Here is a 16884-nt window from a genome sequence, read left to right as displayed (position 1 = left end):
TCAAGCTCGAACGTGCGTGTTGCGTCGGCGGCGCGCCAGAGAGTGAGTCCGTGAAGATTCTGTTTGCCAGCCTCCGGGCGATCGCAGCCATCGCGATCGTCGTGGCGATCACCGCCCAGTTCCTGCACACCGCGTCGTTGACGACGGTCTATCCGCTCAACTTCTTCGGGTACTTCACCAACCAGAGCAACATCATCGCCGCCATGGCCTTCGCCATTTCGGCGCTCTTCATCTTCAGCAAGCGCGCCCAGCCCGACTGGCTCATCTACCTGCGTGCGCTGGCAACGGTCGTGATGGCGATCGTCGGCATCGTCTACAACACGATCCTCGTCAATGCGGGCCTCGACGACTCGTTCAACCTTCAGTGGTCCAACGACATCCTGCACATCTGGATCCCGATCTATGCCGTGCTGGACTGGGCGCTCTTCGGCGACCGGAAGAAGCTGCCCTTCGACAAGCTCTGGGTGATGCTCATCTACCCGGTCATCTGGCTCGTGGTCGTGTTGATCCGCGGCGCGAGCGATGGCTGGGTGCCCTACCCCTTCCTCGACCCGGCCACCGGCTACGCCTCCGTCGCCGTGTACTGCCTGATCATCTCGGCGGTGACGATCCTGTTCGGCTACGCGGCGTACGCGTTGAGCCGAGTGCGCGTGCTGAAGCCTTAGGGCCGCACGACAGAACGGGCCGCACCCTGTGGGGGTGCGGCCCGTTCTGCGCTTGTCGCCCGTTTCCAGGCGGCGACTCCTAGTAGCTCAGGCCGTGGCCGAAACGGAACAGCGGGTCCTTCGTGTCGAAGGGCACGTCGGGGCGGTTCGCCTCGACGGCGGCCATGCTGCTCGGCAGTTCCATCGGCAGCTTGCCCTGCGGGGTGAACTCGCCGAACAGCACGTCGAGCAGTGCGGCGCTGCTGGCGCCGAAGTTGCCGACGATTGCCGCGACGTCCCCGACGATCGGCGTGAGGATCGCCGGGCGGTCGAGGAACACGTCGATGACGGTCGGGACGACCGCGGCGAGCTCCTGCACGTGGGCGATGGTCTCGGCGTCGAAGTCGAGCGAGCCCTGGTGGAAGAAGTTCTCGAAGTGGTTGTCGCGCGGGGTGAACGGGGCCTGCAGGCGCACGATCGCGACGTCGGCCTCGGCCGGCGTGGCGACGACGGTGCCGTAGCCCGCCGCGACCTCGGCGTCGACGCCCTCGACGTAGACGCGGATGCCGCGGGCCAGCGGGAGCGTGGCCGTGCCGGCATCCGAAACCGTGTTGGTCAGAACCGTGATGGCCGCACGCTGGGCCGCAGCGCCGGCGGCGCGGAACTCCTCGTTGCCGACGATGCTTGCCGCGCGGGCGACGTCGACGAGGGGCGCGTCGAACAGGCCGAGACGGAACTTCTCGCGCAGCAGGCGACGGGCGGACTCGTCGATGCGCGCCTCGCTGACCTCGCCGGAGCGCACGATCTCGACGAGCATGCCCGGCACGTCCTCGCCGCCGAACTGGTCGGCGCCGGCCTCCAGCACCTTGACCATGCGCTCGCGCGGGCTGAGGTGCTCGACGCCCCAGGCACGGGCCGGGAACGGCTGGCCCATGAACTCGGAGTCATTGATCAGGCCCCAGTCGGTGCAGACGATGCCGTCGAACTTGTAGCGCTCGCGCAGCAGACCGGTGATGACGCTCTTGTTGAAGCCGAAGCCGACCTCTTCGTACTCGGTGCCGACGGGCATGCCGTAGTAGGGCATGATCTGGCTGGTGCCGGCCTCGAAGGCGTCCTCGAACGGCTTGAGGTGGTGCTCGAAGTTGTCGCCGGGGTAGACCTGCTCGCGGCCATGCGGGAAGTGCGGGTCCTCGCCGTCCTTCTGCGGGCCGCCGCCCGGGAAGTGCTTGGTCATGGTGGAGACCGACTCCGGGCCGATCTCCGCGCCCTGGAAGCCGCGGATGTAGGCGGCGCCGAGGGCGCCGCTCAGCTCGGCGCTCTCACCGAAGGTGTTCACCTGGCGCGACCAGCGCGGCTCGGTGGCGAGGTCGATCTGCGGGTGCAGCGCGACGCGCAGGCCGACGGCGACGTACTCCTGGCGGGCGATGTCGCCGAAGCGCTCGACCAGCTCGGTGTCGCCGATGGCGGCGAGGCCGAGGGTCTCCGGCCACTCGGAGAACGGCCCGGCCATCATCGAGGCGCCGGGGTTGTCGCTGAAGGAGTGGCGCGGGTCGGTGGAGAGCGTGACGGGGATGCCGAGGCGGGTCTTCGCCGCGAGCTCCTGCAGGCGGTTGTGCCACTCGGCCATCACCTCGGCGGTCGGCGCGGCCCCGAGCAGGTTGAAGTGGGTCATCTGCAGACCGTTGACGTATTCGTCGGTCGACGGCAGGTCGAAAGCGGGGTCGGCCTCCGCCAGCTGGCCGTTCTCGCCCATGGTGATCATGGTCTGGAAGAACAGGCCGGCCTTCTCCTCCAGCGTCATCTGCGCGAGCAGGCGCTCCACCCGCTCGTCGATGGGCAGGCTCGCATCGCGGAAGCTCGGGTCGATGGGGGCGGATGCCGTGGCATCCGTGGTCTTCGTCTCAGACGACTCTGTCATGGTGTCCTCTCTTGCGACTTCGCGAGAAGTCGATCGGGCGCGCAACGCTGCACTCAACGCAGCATAACCCGAATGGCATTCGGTTTTCGAGTGGACCCGGGAAACTGGCAGCCAGCGGCACCCCGCGCCGGCGTGGGATCATCGAGGCATGAACGTGCAGTTGAAACCGATGCCGGAGCAGCGACTCGCGGAGTGGATCACATCCTCACAGGAGGACTACCGGCTCTCGCGCATCGCGGCGGGCGAATCAGAGGAACTCGCCGGCCTGCGCGCCGCCGAGTCGACCGAGCGGTTCTTCGGCAGCGGCGCTCCCCTGCCGCTGCACCAGGTGTTCGACGTGGTGCTGCCGGACGCCGAGAGCACCGTAGTCGGCTACCTGTGGATCGGCCCGCAGTTCGGCAGCGAGACGGACTGGTGGGTGTGGGATGTCGAGATCGCCGAGGCGCACCGGCGCCGCGGCTACGCCCGTGAGGCGCTGCAGCTCGGTGAGGCCGAGGCGCGGCTGCTCGGGGCTCAGTCGATCGGGCTGAACGTCTTCGGCTACAACACGGGCGCGCAGGCACTCTATGAGTCACTCGGCTACGGCGTCGCCGCGGTCAACATGAGCAAGAAGCTCGACTAGGGCTCAGCGCGTCGGCGCACCGGCCGCGAGGTCGTAGACCCAGACGTTCGAGCGGATCGGGTTGCCCTTCGGATACTCGAAGTCAGCCTCGCCGCGCAAGGTGAACCCCGACGTGCGGCACAGCGCGTTCGACGCGGCGTTGTCGGTGCGCGGGAACGCGAAGAGGTGGCGGCGATCGCCCTGCGACGCGGCATCGGCCACGCAGGCTGCGAGCGCCCGTGAGGCAAGCCCGCGCCCCTGATAGGCAGTCGCGATGCTCCACCCCGTCTCGTAGGCGTCCTCGCCCTGCCACTCCTTCTTCCAGTAGCCGATAGAGCCGATCGGCTCGTTCTCGCGCGAGGACTCCACGACGAACATGCGCGCCTCACCCTCCTGCCACAACCGCAGGAACCGGGCGTGCCGGTTTCGCAGCGCCTCGTCGGACTCCGGTCCGCCGAGGAAGGTCGTCATCTCGGGGGTGTTGCTGCGTTCCAGCACGGGGAGGTCCCGGTCGTGCCACGGGCGGAGCGTGATCGTCTCATCCATGAGACGAGGCTAAGACCGGGCACTGACACGGGCAAGGTCGTGGGGCAGTGTTGGCTTCGGTCGCAAGTTCCCTCGAGCCAACGGGGAGTGTGGCGAGACTCCCGTTGGTCGAGTAGGCCCGCCAGGGCCGTATCGAGACCCGGCTTCCGACGGGAAACCGGGCCTCGTGCGAGGTCTCGATACGCTCGTTCCTCGCTACTCGACCAGCGGGAGGGGGCGCGGCGGAGGCGGGAGCGGGGCTGGCTTCGGTCGCAAGCTCCCTCGAGCCAACGGGGAGTGTGGCGAGACTCCCGTTGGTCGAGTAGGCCCGTCAGGGCCGTATCGAGACCCGGCTTCCGGCGGGAAACCGGATCTTGTGCGAGGTCTCGATACGCTCGTTCCTCGCTACTCGACCAGCGGGAGGGGGCGCAAGCTCGCTCGAGCCAACGGGACTGGCGGCCGGGCTCTACGCACCACTACTCGCTGGTCGAGTAGGCCCGCCAGGGCCGTATCGAGACCCGGCTTCCGGCGAGAAACCGAGCCCCGTGAGAGGTCTCGATACGCTCGTTCCTCGCTACTCGTCCAGCGGGAGGGGGCGCGGCGCGGCGGGGGCGGCGCTGGCCTCGGGCGGAAGCTCCCTCGAGCCGACGGGGGAATTCCGTTGGCTCGAGGGAGCGCCAGCGACCGAAGCCAACACCCCTCCCGCGGGTGGCGGTGTGGACTAGCCGACGGGGGCGAAGGCGGTGACGACCGTGACGAGAGCCTCGCCGTAGGACTCCAGCTTCTTGGCGCCGATGCCGCTGATGCCGTCGAGCTCAGCGAGCGAGCGCGGCCTCGCCGCGGCCACCGCTTTCAGCGTGGCATCGCCGAACACGATGTATGCGGGCTGGCCGAGCTCCTTGGCGGTCTCGGAGCGCCAGGCGCGCAGCGCCTCGAACAGCTCGACACCGGCCGGGCTGAGGTCGGCGAGCGCCGCGGACTGCTTGCTGGACCGGCTGCGCCCGCTGCTCGCGGCCCGCTCCGGCTCGGTGCGGAGCGAGACGGCGCGATTGCCGGAGAGAACCTCAGCCCCGGCTTCCGTCATCGCCAGGGTGCCGTAGTCGCCGGTGGATGCGAGCAGGCCCTGCGCCAGCAGCTGGCGCACGACGCCGCGCCACTGCTGGTCGCCGAGGTCGGCGCCAATGCCCCAGGTCGCCAGAGCCTCGTGCTTGTGCTGCGTGGTGCGCGGTGTGGTTTTGCCGCGCAGGATGTCGACGATCTGCCCGGCTCCGAAGCTCTGGTTGCGCTCGCGGCGCAGCCGCACCACCGTCGAGAGCAGCTTCTGCGCCGGAACGGTACCGTCCCAGGATGCGGGAGGAGCCAGACAGGTGTCGCAGTTACCGCAGGGTGAGCTCGGCTGGCCGAAGTAGCTGAGCAGGTTGACGCGGCGGCACTCGACCGTCTCGCAGAGCGCGAGCATGGCGTCCAGGTGCGCGGCCATGCGGCGCTTGTGCGTCACGTCGCCGGGCGAGGAGTCGATCATGCGGCGCTGCTGCACGACGTCTTGCAGGCCGTAGGCGAGCCAGGCCGTCGACGGCTCTCCGTCGCGGCCGGCGCGGCCGGTCTCCTGGTAGTAGCCCTCGACGGACTTGGGCAGGTCGATGTGGGCGACGAAGCGCACATCGGGCTTGTCGATGCCCATGCCGAAGGCGATCGTGGCAACGACGACGATGCCGTCCTCACGGAGGAACCGCGACTGGGTGCGGGCGCGCACGCCCTGGTCGAGGCCCGCGTGGTACGCCAGCGCGTTCACGCCGTTGGCCTGCAGGAACGCCGCCGTCTTCTCGGTGGTCGCCCGGGAGAGCGCGTAGACGATGCCAGCATCGCCAGTGTGCTCGGTGCGGATGAAGTCGAGCAGCTGCTTGCGCACCTCGTTCTTCTCCACGATCCGGTACTGGATGTTCGGCCGGTCGAAGCTGGAGACGAAGTGCGCGGCACGCTCCAAGTGCAGCCGAGAGGTGATCTCCTTGTGGGTGGCATCCGTCGCCGTCGCGGTGAGCGCAATGCGCGGCACGTCGGGCCAGCGCTCGGCCAGCTCGCCGAGGGCCAGGTAGTCCGGGCGGAAGTCGTGGCCCCACTGCGAGACACAGTGTGCCTCGTCGATCGCGAACAGGGCGACGTGGCCGCGGGCCAGGAACTGCTTCGCCTGCTCGCTGCCGAGCCGCTCCGGCGCGATGTAGAGCAGGTCGAGTTCGCCGGCGAGGTAGGCGCGTTCGACGTTCGAACGCTCGCCGGCATCCTGCGAGGAGTTGAGGTAGGCGGCCCGGACGCCGACGGCGTTCAGCGCGTCGACCTGGTCTTGCATCAGCGCGATCAGCGGCGAGACGACGATGCCGGTGCCCTCGCGCAGCAGCGCGGGGATCTGGTAGCAGAGGCTCTTGCCGCCGCCGGTGGGCATCAGCACGACGGCGTCGCCGCCGCCGGCGAGCTGTTCGATGATGGCGCCCTGCTCACCGCGGAACGACTCGTAGCCGAACACGGTGTGCAGTGCCTCGGCGGCGCTCGCGAACTTGGCCGGCGACGGGCGCCCGGGAGTCGCGGGAGCTGCGGCGTACTGCCGGGCCGGAGCCTGTGCGCGGGCAGCGGCGAAGTAGGGGTCTTCCGGCGGAACCCAGCCGTCTTCCGGCGGCGCCCAGTCGTCTTCGGGGGGAGGCGGGAAGCCCTCGTCAGCCCAGTCTGGTTCCGCTAGAAAAGTCACGCTTTGAGTGTAACCGGCGGCTCTGACAGCTCCGGCGAGGGGTATCAGGGCCGCCTGGCGCGATGCTCGGTTTCTCGATGGAAACCGGGTCTCGATACGGCGCTGGCGCGCCTACTCGACCAGCGGGAAAGAGCACTGGCGTCTATTCGACCAGCGGGCAAGAGAGCTGGCACCTCCCTGTCCGGCGGGAAGGAGAGCTGGCGCCTCGTCGACCAGCGGGAAAGAGCCCTGGCGCGTCCCTGTCCAGCGGGAAGGAGCGCTGGCGCCTCGTCGACCAGCGGGAAGGAGCCCTGGCGCGTCGTCGACCAGCGGGAAGGAGAGCCGGCGCTCCCACCCGACCGGCGGGCGGGGTGCCTTGGGTTATCCGAAGGTGAAGGAGAAGGCCTGCACGCCCGGGCCCATCGTCACCGTGAGGGTGCCGGATGCCGCGGCATCCGCCTTCACCAGCTCGTAGGAGCGCGGCACCCCGTTCACGTCGATGCTCTGCGGCGCACCACCGTTGACCGCGACGGTGATCGTGCCGCTGCCCGACAGCACCATGCGCACCTCGCTGCCGGTGTAGTTGAGGCGGATCGCGTCACGCGGCGCGGCCGGCTCGATCGACTGGGTGCCGAGCGTCCACTCCCCCTCCAGGGCGAAGCTGTTCGCAGGCTGCTCTGCTGGCAGCGCGAATGCGCTCGTGGCCGCCGAGTACTTCTCAGCGCCGGCGAAGTTCACGGCCTTGGTGGTGCCGAGGTAGCTCTCGGGGGTGATCGCTCCAGCGCTGGGCGTCGCATCGGCCACCTCGGTGGCGGGCGGCAGCACCACATCGGGGTTTGCCGCGACGAGCAGCTCGCGGATGAGCTTCTCGGTGTCGGCGTAGCCGCCTTCGCCGAACTTGATGTGGCGAACCACGCCCTTCGCATCGATCAGGTAGTGCGCCGGCCAGTACCGGTTGCGGTAGTTGGTCCACGTCGACAGGCTGTTGTCGAGCGCTACCGGGTAGTCGATGCCGAGTGCGGCGGCGCCGGCCTGCACGTTGCCGGGGACCTTCTCGAAGGCGTACTCGGGCGAGTGCACCCCGATCACCTCGAGGCCGGCGGCACGGTATGCCTTGTCCCAGGCGACGACGTGCGGCACCGACCGCTGGCAGTTGATGCAGGAGTAGGCCCAGAAGTCGACGAGCACGACCTTGCCGTGCAGCTGGTCGAGTGCGATCGGCGCGTTGCCCGGGGTGTTGAACCACTCCTGGATGCCCTGGATGTCCGGCGCCGTGCCGCAGCTCTCAAGCACACTTGCCCCGTCTGTGCACTTGTCGAGATCCTTGTTCTGATCATTGACCAGCCCGCCGAGTGCCAGGGCCTTGCTTACCTGCTCTGAGTTGCCGAATTGGCCCTGCAGTGCGCTCGTGTAGTCGGGCACGAGGCGCTGCAGCAGCTGGGGCACGTTGAAGACCAGACCGATGGCCAACGCGATCATGACGATGCCGCCGGTGATGCGGATGCCGCGCTGGTGCTTGCGGAAGCTGCGCACCCGCTCGGCAACGCGGCGGCCGGCCAGTGCGAAGATCAGCAGCGGCAGCGCAGCCCCGACCGCGAACGTTGCGGTGAGGACGACGGTTTCGAGGCCGATGCGCCCTGTCGAGCCGGCGACGGTGATGGCGGCAAGCACCGGCCCGGCGCAGGGCACGTACACCGCGCCGAGCGCGATGCCGAGCACGAAGCCGCCGCGCTCGGTGCCGACATCCTTCTTGGGGATCCACGCGAACGGCTTCTCCAAGATCGCCTCGAACTGGGGCACGATCAGGCCAACGCCGATCAGCACCAGCACGACGAGTCCGGCCCAGCGCAGCACATCCTGGGGCAGGCCGAGCACGGCCAGAATCAGCGAGCCGATCAGCGTGAACACGCTGAAGCTCACAACGAGGCCGAGGATCACGAAGTAGGGCCGCCACCGCGACGGCGCGGTCGGTGCCGCAACGTCGCCTGACTGGGTGCGGGCACTCTGCACGCCGCCCGAGAGGAAGATGACGGGCAGCACGGGCAGGATGCACGGCGAGATGCCGGTTATGAGGCCTCCGGCGAAGCCGATGAGAGCGAGGGTGAGCACGATGTCCTCTCGAAACGATGGCCGAAGATTCGGCTGCGAATGGTTCGGTGCCGTGCCCCCAACCGATTGGTGCGGGATTGATTCGGAATTTTCTGGGCAGCAGACCAATCCGATCCGCGGATGCCCCCGAACGCCCTGTTGAGCCCTCACAGCGCGTGGGCCCCGGCATCCGCCGAATTATCGAAGGAGAAATTCCATGCGTCACCTCACTCGCAGCACGCTCACCACCCTCTCGATCGCGGCCGTCGCGGCGCTCGCCCTGGCCGGCTGTTCCATGGACACGTCAACGACCGGCTCCGGCAGTTCCAGCTCGAGCAGCGCGGAGACCTCGCCGAGCAGCTCGCCGCAGGCCATGACGGCCGACCCGGCCGCCGACCTCGTCGGCCCCGGCTGCTCCGCCTACGCCGACGCCGTTCCCACCGGCGACGGGTCGATCATGGGCATGTCGGCTGACCCGGTCGCCGTGGCCGCATCGAACAACCCGATGCTGACCACGTTGACCGCCGCGGTCTCCGGACAGCTGAACCCGGACGTCAACCTCGTCGGAACGCTCAACGGATCCGAGTTCACCGTGTTCGCCCCTGTTGACAGCGCCTTCGCGGCCATCGACCCGGCGACGATCGACACCCTGAAGACCGATTCGGCCCTGCTCACCAAGATCCTGACCTACCACGTGGTGCCCGGTCAGATCGCCCCGGATGCCATCGTCGGCACCCACACCACGGTTGAGGGCGGCACTGTGGAAGTCACCGGGAGCGGAGACAACCTGATGGTCAACGGTGCCAAGGTCATCTGCGGTGGAGTGCACACCGCCAACGCGACGGTGTACCTGATCGACTCGGTGCTGATGCCGAGCAACTAACGCTGCTCCGCCTGCGGCGGGCAGACGCGAAAGCGGCCCGGGTTCGAGGAACCCGGGCCGCTTCGCTGTGCCGCGCTAGGACTTGCGGCGCAGCAGCACCACGGTCAGCAGCACGGCGACCAGGGCTGCGAGCACGCCGCCGCCGATCCAGAGCACGTCGCCGAGTGCGGCGGCCGGCTCGGTACCGGAGCTGCCGGCATCCGGGGCCGGCGTGTTCGTGCCGGAACCGGCCGCTGCGCAGCTCGGCTCCACGGTGCCCTCGGCCAACGGCACCCCGGCGCTCGGCGCCCACTCGAACTCGTAGCTGTCCGAGATGACGTGCGAGTCGACCGAGATGGCCCGCCAGGTCACCGTGTACGTGCCGGGCTGGCCGAGCTGGGCGTCGAGCGCGAGCGTTCCGCCGGTGACGACGCCGCAGCCCTCGCCGTAGTAGCGCGGGTCGGATGCCGGCCCGCTGACGACCATGGCATTGCCGGTCTCAGCTTGCAGCAGGGCGTCGCTCGTGCTCACCGAGAAGGTGCCGGGCTGCTCGGTCACCACGCTGCCGTCGGCGGGGACGGTGCCGGTCACCTGATTGTGCGCGGAGGCCGGCCCGGCGGCACCGAACAGCACGACGCCCAGAGCGATGGCCACGACGAGCGGGGCGCGGTGCCGACGGATCTTCAGACTGGGCATCGTGCCACCGCCTACTTCGACGCCGCTGAGCGGCGGGTCATGACGGCCAGCGCGATGCCGATGGCACCGACGACGAGCCCGACGACACCCAGCACGCGGGCAACGATGTCGGAGCTCGGCTCGGCCGGGGCGACCGAGCTCTCGCCGGCCGACTCATCGGTGGACGCGAGAGCGTCGCCGGACGCGGCGTGGCCGTGGCCGTCGCCCTCCGCAGAGGCCGCGGTCAGCGTGAAGGCGGGCGCGGGTGCATTCGGCTCGTCCTCACCGGCGACGGCGGTCTCGTTCCAGTTGGTCTCGCCGACGGTGCAGTTCTGCAACACCGGGAACTCGAGCGTGTCACCGGCGGCCTCCGCTGGCAGCTTGGCCGAGAGCACGAACGTGTCGCGCAGCCCGTCTTCCAGCGGCGTGATGGCCGTGTAGACGACCTGCGAGACGCGGGCGGCATCCCCCTCGCCGGTCTTCACCTTCTCGATCGTCCAGTTGGGGTTGACCGTCGGGGTGACGCTGACGATGCTCTCGGGGATGTCGATGGCGATGCGGGTGGTGGCTGCGCCCTCGCAGCCGTGGCCGACCGAGAAGGTCAGCAGTGCGTAGGAGCCGGCGGCGGTGTCGCTCGGTGTGACGCTGACGTGGGCGGATGCCGCCAGCGGCGCTCCGACGGCGAGCAGCGCACCGGCGGCGAGGCCGGCGAAGGCGAGGGTGCGGGTGGAGCGGGTACGACTGGTCATGAGAATCCTTGCTGTGGTGCCGAGGAGCCGCTGCGCGGTGAACACCGTGGGCTGGGCGGCCGGTCTGAGTTCGGCGAAAGTGTGTGGATGACGCGGTGGGGCGCGTTAGGCGCGCGCGAGCACCGGCGGCCCGCGGTGCCGCAGCGCAGCGTGCACGACATCGAGCGGGCGCGGGATCCACACCGCGGCGGCGGCGCCCGGGCGGGCCGGCGCGGCATCCGGGATCGGGGAGAGAGCGATCGGGCGCGCGGCCAGGGCCTTCAGAGCGAGGCCGGCGGTGCGCAGCAGCCCGCGCAGGGCCTGCTCTCCGCGCAGGATCGCGGCCACGCTGAGGAGGCCGGCGATGGTGTGGCCGAACAGCATCCACACGTCGTGGTGGGCGCCGGCCAGCGGCGAAGGCGCGAGGGGTGTGGCCGCTGCCAGCTGAGCCGCGATGTCGGCTGAGCTGAGGTGGTGGCCGGCGTGCACGCCAGCGCCTGCCGGCTGGGTGGCGGCGAGCTGCGCGCCGAACAGGCTGAACAGTCCGTGGAAGACGAGCTGGCTGCCGGCGACGGAGAGCACGACCCGCCATGGCGCAGCCGTGCTGCGGCCGGACGCGGGGCGCCGCGGACCGGACAACCCGATGCTGAGCATCGAGGCGAAGGCCAGCGACAGCACGATGGCCAGCCAGCCGGGTGTGACACCGCCGGCGAAGCTGTGCGAGAGCGCCGCGACGAAGACCGAGAACACGGCGATGAGCCACCCGCGCGTGAAGCGCGCCCAGCGTGTGCTCATCATGCTCCAACTCTATCGCGCGCAGGACGCGCGCCAGGGGACGAGGAGGCCCCTCCCGATCCAGGATCGAGAGGGGCCTCCGGCGCTCAGGCCTGCGTTACCAGAGGATCAGCGGCACGGGCAGGCTGGTGGAGGCCTTCACCGTGGCGGAGCCAAGGAAGCGCGCCTTCAGCAGGTGCACACCGCGGCTGAGCTTCGGCAGGTTCACGCTTGCCTTGCCCTTGTCCTTCGCGGTGAGCTGCATGGTCGCGACGACCTTGTTGCCGTCCAGCACCTCGACGGTTCCCGTCACCTGCTGCCCCTTGGCTGCCGCGACCACGACCGAGTAGCGCACCGTGGAGCTGGCGTTGGCCAGCAGCTTGTTCGGTGCTCCGACCGTGACGCTGGATACCGTCACCGGCACGACGGCCTTCTGGATGGAGATCGGCACCTTGACCGCGGTGCCGGTGGCGGCGACGGTGATCGCGAGCTGCTGCACCCCGTCGATACCGGCCGGGATCGTGAACGTCGCCGTGGCCTTTCCATTCTCGTCGAACACCTCGTTGCTCACGATGTTGTCGACGGGGGCGGATGCCAGCACCGTGCCGCCGAGCGCGATGTCGACGGTTCCGGGGGCGGGCGTCGACGCGTCGCCGAACGCCAGCGAGCTGAGCGTGACCGTCACGCTCTCCCCCGCGACGTACCCGGCGGCCGCGGCCGGCGGCGTCAGCACCGCACCGACAGCGCGCTGGGCGAAGTCGGGCGAGACCGGCGAGTTGGCGGCGAGGTAGTCGACCATGGCGGCCAGATCGACCTTGCCCGTGTCTGCCTTGTTGGTGCCCCCCGCAAACGCCGTGAAGTTGTCACCGCCGGAGGACAGGAACGAGTTCACCGTGACCTTGTAGCTGGCTTTCGGATCGATGGCCACACCGTTCAGCGTGATCGTGCCGACTCGGGACCCGGCGGCGCCGGAGGGGTTGTAGTCGTAGACCAGACCCTTCGAGACGCCGAGCTTGAGGAACGGTCGGCTCGCGGAGGCCGGCTGCCACTGCTGTTCGAGCGCCTCGCGCAGCTGGGCACCGGTCAGGTCCATCGCCACCAGAGTGTTGGCGAACGGCTGGACGACGGCGGCCTCCTTGTATGTGACGTTGCCGTCGGGGTCGGTCGGCCCCGAGCTGGCATACGGCATGTCGGTGCGCAGGCCGCCCGGGTTCATGAACGCGATCTGCGCACCGGCGTTCTGCGTCGCCCAGAGCTGCACGTCGGCCACGAAGCTGCCGAGCGTCGACTCGCCGCCGCGGTTCTCGGTTGTGCCGTTGGCGAGCTTGGAACGGTTGAACGGGCCGGTGATGTCACCGAGCTTCTTCGCGCCGAGCACGGCCGCCGTGGCCACCGCCTCGCCGACGATCGACTGCACCTCCGGCACCGCCGAGTAGAGCGGCTTGGCCGGCACCATCGGCGTCGTCGGCGTCGCTGGGATCGCGTCGGTCATCAGCGGGAGCGTCTCGTTGACCATGGAGAGGATCTCTTTGGTCTGCGGGTTCACCTTGATGTCCATCAGGCCGAACTTCTCGCCGTACTGGCCGCTTGAGATCACCGGGCGCCCGTTGATCACGTGGTTGTAGGCGAGGTGTGTGTGCCCGGAGACGATCGCGTTGACGTCGGAGTCGACGCCGGCGACGATCTTGCCGAACGCCGTGCTGGTGTCCTCGGCCGAGGCCTTCGCCGTGGTCGTCGCTCCCTCGTGGATGAGCAGGACGATGACATCCGCCTCGCCGTTGCTCTGGTCGCCGTCGCGCAGCTGGGCGGCCACGCGGTTCACCTCGGTGACCGTGTCGCGCACCTCGAGGTCGGCGATGCCGGCCGGGCTGACCAGCGAGGGCAGTTCCTCGGTGACGGCGCCGATGAAACCGATCGTGACGCCCTGGAACGTCTCGGTGTAGTACTCGTCCAGCGCCGGCTTGCCCGTGGTCTTGTCGTAGACGTTGGCCACGAGGTACTCCCAGTTCGCACGCGGGATCACCCGGTCGGTGAGGTCGGCGAAGCCCTGGTCGAACTCATGGTTGCCGACGGAGCTCACGTCGAGCCCTGCCGCGTTCAACGCGTCGATCGTCGGGTTGTCCTGCTGGATGAACGAGGTGAAGGTGGAGGCACCGATCAGGTCGCCCGCCGCGGCGAAGACCGTGTTCGGGTTCGCGTCGCGCACCTGCTTGACCGCGCCGGCCAGCACCGCCGCGCCACCGGAGGGCGCCAACTGCTCGATCCGGCCGTGGAAGTCGTTCACGGTGACCAGGCTGATGTCGACCGGGACGGCCTCGCTGTTGAGGCCGACCACGATCGGGTCGTGGTCGCTGGAGCGGAACGGCGTGCCCGCCTCGGTCGCGCCGAACTCGTAGCCGCGGTCGCCCCACTCGGGCGAGTTGATGTTCCAGACACCGGCACCGGTCACCCGCGGGGCCACGGATGGCGAGGCGAGCACATGGTCGAGCGAGCCGAGCTCGCCGTTGAAGCTGTAGGTGTACTGGCCGGCTGCCTTCGCCGGAACCAGGTCGCTCCAGCCTGCGGCCGTGAACACGTTGATCGGGTCTTCGTGCGCGTAGGCGTTGAAATCGCCGATCAGGAACACGTCGTCGCTGCCGGACGCCGTCTGCAGGTCCGTGCTGAACTTGAGCAGGGACTGCGCCTGTTCGGTGCGTTCGGCGTTGAAGAAGCCCTGGCCGTCGGCCGGCTCCGGCGCCGTGTTGCCGCTGGCCGGGGACTTCGACTTGAAGTGGTTGGCCACGACGGTGACCGTGCGGGCGCCGATGCTGAACGTCTGGGCGATCGGCTCGCGCGCGATGTCCCACACCGTCTCGTCGATGACGGTCTTGCTGTCGCCGACGGTTGCCACGGCATCCTTCTTATAGATGAGGGCGCTCGTGATGAAGTCGGTGATGGCCGCATCGTTCAGTGCGGTCGGCGTCGGAACGGCGGCCCACACCTCGGAACCGGCATCGGCATTGAGGCCGGCGACCAGGTCGTTCAGGGCGTGGTCGATGTCGGCCGGGGTGCCGAGCTTGACCGAGTTCTCGATCTCCATCAGGGCGACGACGTCGGCGTCCAGGCCGTTGATCGCCGCGACGATCTTGGACTTCTGGATGTCGAACTCGGCCTGTGTCGCGGCCCCGCGGGCCCCGGAGTTCACCGAGGAGAGAGTCGTGAAGTAGTTGAACACGTTGAACGAGGCGAGCTTCACGTCGCCGCCGACAGCGGGCGGGGCGTCCTGGCGGAGGTTCACGGGCGTGAACGAGACCTTGAGGGCGGGGTCGCTGCTGTCGATCAACGGGAGCTGGGGCTGCAGCCGCCACTCGTTGAACGCGTAGCTGAGCACCATGCCGGCGCTCGGGAAGACGGCGGTGTCGCCGTTCCTGACGACGGTGTCCTTGGTGAGGTAGGGCTGCTCGCCGACGTGGGCAACGGCGTCGACGCGGATGCTGTAGCCGTCGTCGACCAGCAGGCGTGCGGCCTTGTTGGCCGCGGCGATGGCGGCGGCCTCTGCACCGGGCGCGGTGACCTCGGTGTTCTTGATCGCGGGGTCTGCACCGGCGTTCAGCCAGAGCTCGCCGAAGGAGAACAGGCTGTGCGTGGATGTCAGCGTGTAGGTGCCGGTCGGGGCGACCAGCATGCCCTCGTAGGCCTCGCGCGCGTCGCCGCGCACGCTGTCCGGCAGGGCGACAGGTGCGGGCAGGCCGACGCCGGCGGTCACGAGCGCCACCGAGTTGGGCGTGGTCGCGGAGATCTGGGTGACGCTGTTGAACTCGCTGGGCACTCCGGTCACGGTGATCTGGTCGCCGATGGCGATGCCGGCCGCCGCGTTGCTGCCGAGGAACACGAAGATGCCGTCGGATGCCCCGGGGGTCGGGTCGACGGTGCCGCCGACGCCGGGGGTCTGCACGTAGATTCCGCGGTAGCCGCCCGCGCGGTGGTCAGCGGTGACGATGCCGTCGACAGTGACGATCGTTCCGGCCGGGAGCGGGCTGGCTGCGCCGGTTCCCTGAACCTCGGCGATGGTGTGGGTGGCGGCCGTCACGACGGGGTCGGCCGCGAAGGCCGGAGCCGCGCCGAAGGTCGAGAGGGCGAGCGCCGCCGTCGTGGTGACGGCGAGCGCTCCGAGCCTCCGCGCCCGGGAGCTGTGTTTCTGGTGCACGAGATCTCCTGTCCTAGTGTTGCCGCGTTCTGGCGCGCCGAATACCGCGGTGTTTCCGCGTAGGCGTGCCGACTGGGGCGGCAGACTGGCCCTCTTGTAGGGGTCATCGGCAGCTTAGGGTTCCCTGTGAGTCATGCCAAGAGGTCGCCCAGAGTTTTCTCGTGCACTTAAGCAGATAGTTACTTTTCCTGCTCATCTGAGCAGGCGCCCGTGCGCCGCTATTCTGGAGTTCTCATGCTGCTCTCGATCCTCGGCCTGGCCGGCGCACTGGCGTACGGCACGGCCGACTTCTTCGGCGGCCTCGCCTCCCGGCGTATCACGGCGATGCCGACCTCGGCGATCGCGGCCGCGGCGGGCCTGACCGCGCTCGCGCTGACACTGCCTTGGTTGGGCGGGGAGTGGTCGGCATCGGCTGTCGGCCTGGGGGTGCTCGCGGGCCTCGCCGGGGCGGTCGCGCTGCCCCTGCTCTACGCCTCGCTGGCGCTCGGCCCGATGAGCATCCTGTCGCCGCTGACGGCGGTGGTCTCTGCCCTGGTGCCGATGACGGTCGGACTGGCCCGGGGCGAGTCACTCTCGCCCATCGGCTACGGGGCACTCGGCCTCGCGCTCATCGCCGTGGTGCTCGTGGGTTTCGTGCCAGAGAAGGGTGCGGTGCGGCCGAGCCTGCGCGGCATCCTGATGGCGATCGGTAGCGGCGCCGCAATCGGGGTATTCCTCATCCTGATCGACCTCACCCCGGAAGACAGCGGAGTCAACCCGCTGATCGTCGGTCGCGCGGTAAACGCGGCGATCATGGCCGCCGCCGCGGTGCTGATCTGGCGGATCGGGGTGCGCCGTGCCGGCGGGAAGTGGGTCGGCCGGACCATGTCCGACGGCGGCGCTGGGTCCGTCGCCGCCCACCCCCGGACGCTGTCGCCGGCCGTGCGCACCGGGGTGCTGCTCGCGATGCTCGGCGGCTTCTGCGACGCCTGCGCGAACGTGCTGATCCTGATCGGGCTGCGGCTCGGCGAGCTCAGCGTGATGAGCGTGCTGGTGGCCATGTACCCGGCGGGCACGATTCTGCTTGCCGCACTGGTTCTGCGCGAGCGCATCGCCCCTGTGCAGTGGCTCGGCCTGGCGCTGGCGCTGGTCGCCGCCGGCTTGCTCGCGCTGGGCTAGCCGCCCGGC

At 69.3% G+C, this 16884-nt stretch carries 12 protein-coding genes; 4 read left to right on the top strand and 8 right to left on the bottom strand.

All coding sequences use genetic code 11. The annotated features are described in order from the left end of the window. Positions 1–50 precede the first annotated feature (50 nt). A complete protein-coding gene (locus AWU67_RS00245) occupies positions 51–665 on the top strand; it encodes a Pr6Pr family membrane protein (protein ID WP_067225391.1) in 615 nt (204 codons plus the stop codon). A gap of 79 nt (positions 666–744) precedes the next feature. Here the strand turns inward: AWU67_RS00245 and AWU67_RS00240 are convergent, their stop codons facing one another. Further along, a complete protein-coding gene (locus AWU67_RS00240; protein WP_067225389.1) occupies positions 745–2562 on the bottom strand; it encodes a glycoside hydrolase family 3 protein in 1818 nt (605 codons plus the stop codon). Positions 2563–2710: 148 nt separating this feature from the next. On the opposite strand from AWU67_RS00240, the gene AWU67_RS00235 reads away from it, so the two are divergent. Beyond that, positions 2711–3184 (top strand): GNAT family N-acetyltransferase, encoded by a 474-nt coding sequence (locus AWU67_RS00235; protein WP_067225387.1) that lies wholly within the window; start codon positions 2711–2713, stop codon positions 3182–3184. A gap of 3 nt (positions 3185–3187) precedes the next feature. Here the strand turns inward: AWU67_RS00235 and AWU67_RS00230 are convergent, their stop codons facing one another. The 3 genes from AWU67_RS00230 to AWU67_RS00220 all read right to left on the bottom strand — a co-directional run bounded on the left by AWU67_RS00230 (position 3188) and on the right by AWU67_RS00220 (position 8513). Next, positions 3188–3709: a GNAT family N-acetyltransferase gene (locus AWU67_RS00230; RefSeq protein ID WP_067225385.1), complete on the bottom strand. Its 522-nt coding sequence runs from the start codon at positions 3707–3709 to the stop codon at positions 3188–3190. A gap of 700 nt (positions 3710–4409) precedes the next feature. Beyond that, positions 4410–6425 (bottom strand): DNA helicase RecQ, encoded by a 2016-nt coding sequence (gene recQ, locus AWU67_RS00225; protein WP_082716666.1) that lies wholly within the window; start codon positions 6423–6425, stop codon positions 4410–4412. A gap of 360 nt (positions 6426–6785) precedes the next feature. After that, positions 6786–8513, bottom strand: a complete 1728-nt coding sequence (locus AWU67_RS00220; RefSeq protein WP_067225382.1) for a cytochrome c biogenesis protein DipZ — start codon at positions 8511–8513, stop codon at positions 6786–6788. A 196-nt stretch (positions 8514–8709) separates the two neighbouring features. On the opposite strand from AWU67_RS00220, the gene AWU67_RS00215 reads away from it, so the two are divergent. Beyond that, positions 8710–9375: a fasciclin domain-containing protein gene (locus AWU67_RS00215; protein ID WP_067225380.1), complete on the top strand. Its 666-nt coding sequence runs from the start codon at positions 8710–8712 to the stop codon at positions 9373–9375. Positions 9376–9450: 75 nt separating this feature from the next. On the opposite strand, the gene AWU67_RS00210 is transcribed toward AWU67_RS00215, so the two are convergent. The 4 genes from AWU67_RS00210 to AWU67_RS00195 form a co-directional block, all read right to left on the bottom strand. After that, on the bottom strand, positions 9451–10050 hold the full coding sequence (locus tag AWU67_RS00210; protein WP_067225378.1) for a copper resistance CopC family protein: 600 nt from the start codon (positions 10048–10050) through the stop codon (positions 9451–9453). An 11-nt stretch (positions 10051–10061) separates the two neighbouring features. Further along, positions 10062–10778, bottom strand: coding sequence for a YcnI family protein (locus AWU67_RS00205; protein ID WP_067225377.1), 717 nt, complete (start codon positions 10776–10778; stop codon positions 10062–10064). A gap of 105 nt (positions 10779–10883) precedes the next feature. Further along, positions 10884–11555, bottom strand: coding sequence for a hypothetical protein (locus AWU67_RS00200; protein ID WP_067225375.1), 672 nt, complete (start codon positions 11553–11555; stop codon positions 10884–10886). Between the two features lie 94 nt (positions 11556–11649). Beyond that, the gene (locus AWU67_RS00195; protein ID WP_067225373.1) at positions 11650–15717 is read right to left on the bottom strand and encodes an ExeM/NucH family extracellular endonuclease; all 4068 of its coding nucleotides are present in this window, start codon (positions 15715–15717) and stop codon (positions 11650–11652) included. Positions 15718–15927: 210 nt separating this feature from the next. Between AWU67_RS00195 and AWU67_RS00190 the strand changes: the two genes are divergently transcribed. Continuing rightward, positions 15928–16875, top strand: a complete 948-nt coding sequence (locus tag AWU67_RS00190) for an EamA family transporter (protein WP_234407298.1) — start codon at positions 15928–15930, stop codon at positions 16873–16875. Positions 16876–16884 lie beyond the last annotated feature (9 nt).

The sequence above is a fragment of the Microterricola viridarii genome, assembly GCF_001542775.1.
GTDB classification, from domain to species: domain Bacteria; phylum Actinomycetota; class Actinomycetes; order Actinomycetales; family Microbacteriaceae; genus Microterricola; species Microterricola viridarii_A.
The sequence above is the reverse complement of the archived record's forward strand: the minus strand, read 5'-3'. Positions and strand labels throughout refer to the sequence as shown.